The 3,578-nt window shown below is 59.5% G+C and carries 3 protein-coding genes; 2 read left to right on the top strand and 1 reads right to left on the bottom strand.

Features of this window, described 5'->3' with window-relative positions:
- Positions 1-1,182 (bottom strand): sugar porter family MFS transporter (locus P792_RS26790; protein ID WP_235075443.1); only part of this gene is annotated, 1,182 nt, incomplete at its 3' end.
- A gap of 300 nt (positions 1,183-1,482) precedes the next feature.
- Between P792_RS26790 and P792_RS26785 the strand changes: the two genes are divergently transcribed.
- Positions 1,483-2,310: a sugar phosphate isomerase/epimerase gene (locus tag P792_RS26785; RefSeq protein WP_023978399.1), complete on the top strand. Its 828-nt coding sequence runs from the start codon at positions 1,483-1,485 to the stop codon at positions 2,308-2,310.
- Positions 2,311-2,418: 108 nt separating this feature from the next.
- Positions 2,419-3,405, top strand: coding sequence for a glycosyltransferase (locus tag P792_RS26780; protein WP_081866665.1), 987 nt, complete (start codon positions 2,419-2,421; stop codon positions 3,403-3,405).
- Positions 3,406-3,578 lie beyond the last annotated feature (173 nt).

The raw sequence follows: 3,578 nt of genomic DNA, 5'->3' as shown, positions 1-3,578 counted from the left end.
CGAGCGAATGCGGTTCGGGAAAATTTCCGAAACGAGAATCCATGCGACAGGACCCCAGGATAGGCCAAACATGAGCATGTAAAAGAGAAGGCCGAACAGGGCGAGAAGTCCGGAATCCTGTCTGTAGAGCGCGATGGACGATACCAGAAGGCCAATGGTCATGCCGAGCGACCCCCATAGGATCAGCGGACGTCTCCCCTTGCGATCGACAATCCAGGCACCAATCATGCCCCCAACGAGGTTGGCCACCCCGATCCAGATGGTCTGGAACAGGGCATTCTGTAGGCTGCCGCTTGTCGTGCTCAGGAGCATCGGCGCGTAATAGACAACAATATTGATCCCGGTGAATTGCTGCAGGCCTGCAACCATGGCACCCGCAAAGACGATCCATCTTGCGCGGCGGTCGCGCAGCACCGTCATGAGCGCAGGTCCCTGGCGGGTATGTTGCGTCATGGATTCCCGTATCTCAGCGATGAGCGAGCGTGCATGGGCCTCGTTTGAGATCCGGCTCAGCGTCTTGAGGGCATGGGACTCGCGCCCACGGATCATGTGCCAGCGTGGAGATTCCGGAATGAGGAAAATCGTCGCGCAAAAGACGAGGCACGGAACAATCTCCGAGCCAAGCATCCAGCGCCAGCCCATTTCCTCAAGCCAGGCCGTGCTCGCACGGGCAGCGATCAGGTAATTGACGACATAAACGATCAGCGCGCCCAGAACGATGGCAAACTGCTCCATCGACAAGGCCCGACCGCGCATGTCCTTTGGCGATACCTCAGACATGTACATGGGCGACACCGCAGAGGCGATGCCAACAGCCAGCCCACCCAAAATCCGGTAGATGACGAACTGGGTGAAATCAGGCGCAAGGGCTGCACCAATCGACTGCACAGAAAACAGGATGGCGCAGATAAACAGCGCCATCCGGCGCCCGAGCGTGTGAGCAAGCCACCCCGAGCCAAAGGCCCCGATGATACAGCCTAGTATCACGCTGGAGACAGCCCAGCCGGTTGCTGCGTCGCTCAGATGGAAATGGGCCCGTATCGGCCCGATGGCCCCGGATATGACGGAGGTATCGTAACCAAAGAGAATACCGCCCAGCGCTGCTACCGCGCAGATGCGAAGCACATAGGAAACATCATGGCGCTCGGACGTGACGCCGACGAGTGACTGGATCCGTCTCATGCGCGTCCTCCGTTTGCCGAGAAAGCGGTCTCGATTGCAGACGCGCGATGGGTCTCGCAGGAGCGACGATCCAAGGCAGGGGAGGGAATCGAAGGAATGATCATAGGGCGACCCCAAGATGACATTAAGTTAACGTCTGGAGCCTAGCCACGCGCCTGCGGAAGCGAATGCGAATTCCGATGGTTTCACATCAAGGACGGACTGTGACCCTGGCACCGCCCGGGACAGGATCGGCCCAGAACCGCTGGAGCAGATTTCTGTCCGGGGGGATGACTGATTTGTCAGGAGGAGATGGTCGTCATGCGCACCGCGTTGCACGGTATTACGAGTTTCCACTCGAATTTGTTGACTGATATCCGTCTCGCGCATGAGGCGGGGTTCGACGATATGGAAATCTTCTATCCGAAGCTTGCCCGTTATCTTTCCTGCGGCGGTGCCATCGATACCGTGCGAGGCATGGTGCGCGATGCCGGGATGGGCGTAAGCCATGTGAGCGCGCTCGATCACATCGAGCGTCACGATGCGACCGGACGCGCAGCCCTGATGGAGGAAGCGGTCAAGATCACGCGCGAGGCGCATGATCTGGGGGCAGGAACGGTCATGGTTCTGCCGCGCCAGGGTGCCGATTATCTGTCTGAGCCGGAAATCATGGATGTCATGGTACAGAATATCGCCTCAATTGCCGCGATTGGGGCCGATTGGGGGGTGCGATACATGATCGAGTTGCCGGCCTTCACCCGCTTCCGGACCTTGACCCAGGCCAAAGAGGTTATCGCGCGTGTAGGAGCTCCCAATGTGGGGGTGGTTGTCGATTTCTGGCATTTCCACGGGTCAGGAGCGGTACCTGCCGATCTCGATTCCCTCGACCCTGCAAGGATCTTCGGTGTGCATTTCTGCGATGGGCGCCTTCCACGTCCCGGCGAGGCTTGGGACGAGACCGTGCTGCGTGACTGCATGCCGGGGGAGGGGGAAATCGACCTTCCGGGATGGTGCGACGCCGTCAGGCGCAGCGGCTATGTCGGGCCATGGTCGGTGGAACTGATCAGCCCGGCGCTATGGGAATGCGACCCGGCTTTTCTACTGCCACGCCTTCAGGGCGTGCTGCGTGATCATATGACGACTGGTTAAGCTGGGGCAGGCCGTCTACGGAAGCCCCTGGGGCCACTGACATGATCTGGCCTCGACGCGGCCGAGATGCTAGGAGCGCGTTATCAGGATCGTTCCGCAGAGAGAGTAATGCAGGCAGACCCCCATCAGGCAGGTATCGTCACAGCATCCGCGCTGCCCCTTGGCGCCTACCGGGTTGCCGTCCTTATCCCCTGTTACAACGAGGAGGTCACCATTGCGGGTGTCGTGCGCGATATGCGTGCTGCCCTGCCGGATGCGTGTATCTATGTCTATGACAATAATTCGAGCGACCGCACCGTTGCGCTGGCAAAGGAGGCTGGTGCGATTGTCCGTCGTGAGCGCTTGCAGGGCAAGGGTCATGTCATCCGACGCATGTTTGCTGATATCGAAGCTGATTTTTATGTGCTGATTGACGGCGATGGCACTTATGAGGCGGCTGCAGCCCCGCAGATGGTGCGTATGGCGCTCGAAAACGGACATGATACCGTGATGGGCGTGCGCGTTCATGAGGCGGTTGCCGCCTACCGTCCTGGCCACGTACTGGGCAACAAGGTGCTAACCGGTCTGGTCGTGAGCCTGTTTGGTCGGGGTCAGTCGGACATGCTTTCGGGCTATCGTGTCTTCAGCCGCCGCTTCGTCAAATCCTTCCCGGCGCTTTCGTCGGGCTTTGAGACCGAGACGGAATTCACGGTGCATACCCTGCAACTCAACATGTCGATGGGCGAAGTCTCGACACGCTATATCGAGCGGCCGGAGGGGTCGTTTTCCAAACTGAATACCTATCGCGACGGCTTCCGTATTCTTGGCACAATCGTCAATCTGCTCAAGCAGGAACGCCCGTTTCTGTTCTTCGGCGCGATCGGCCTGTTCCTCGCTGTGGTTGGCGGCTTGATCGGGCTTCGCTCGGTACTCGACTTCATCGAGACTCACACGGTGCCGCATCTGCCATCTGCCGTACTGGCCACCGGGTTCGAGCTGCTTGCAGCGCTATCGCTGGTTTGCGGGTTCATTCTTAACAGTGTCGCGCTGGGCCGGCAGGAGAACAAGCGTCTGGCCTATCTGGCGCTTCAGGCGCCACCCTGCGTGGACTTCTGACAGGGCGCGCTGGCGGCTCTTACCAGCCCGGTCGCTTCCGGGCCATCATTGCGTTTTCCCCGGGGGATGAAGTCTTGCTTTCCACTCTGCGAGCGGCCTTGGCGCTTTCGCCTGTGCGCGTATTCATGTTCTTCGCCTCCATGATGGGGCTTGCCTGCATCCTGCTTATTCCA

Source organism: Asaia sp. SF2.1, from assembly GCF_000505765.1.
GTDB lineage: Bacteria > Pseudomonadota > Alphaproteobacteria > Acetobacterales > Acetobacteraceae > Asaia > Asaia bogorensis.
Note: the sequence above shows the minus strand (reverse complement) of the source record. Positions and strands in the feature narration are given on the sequence as shown.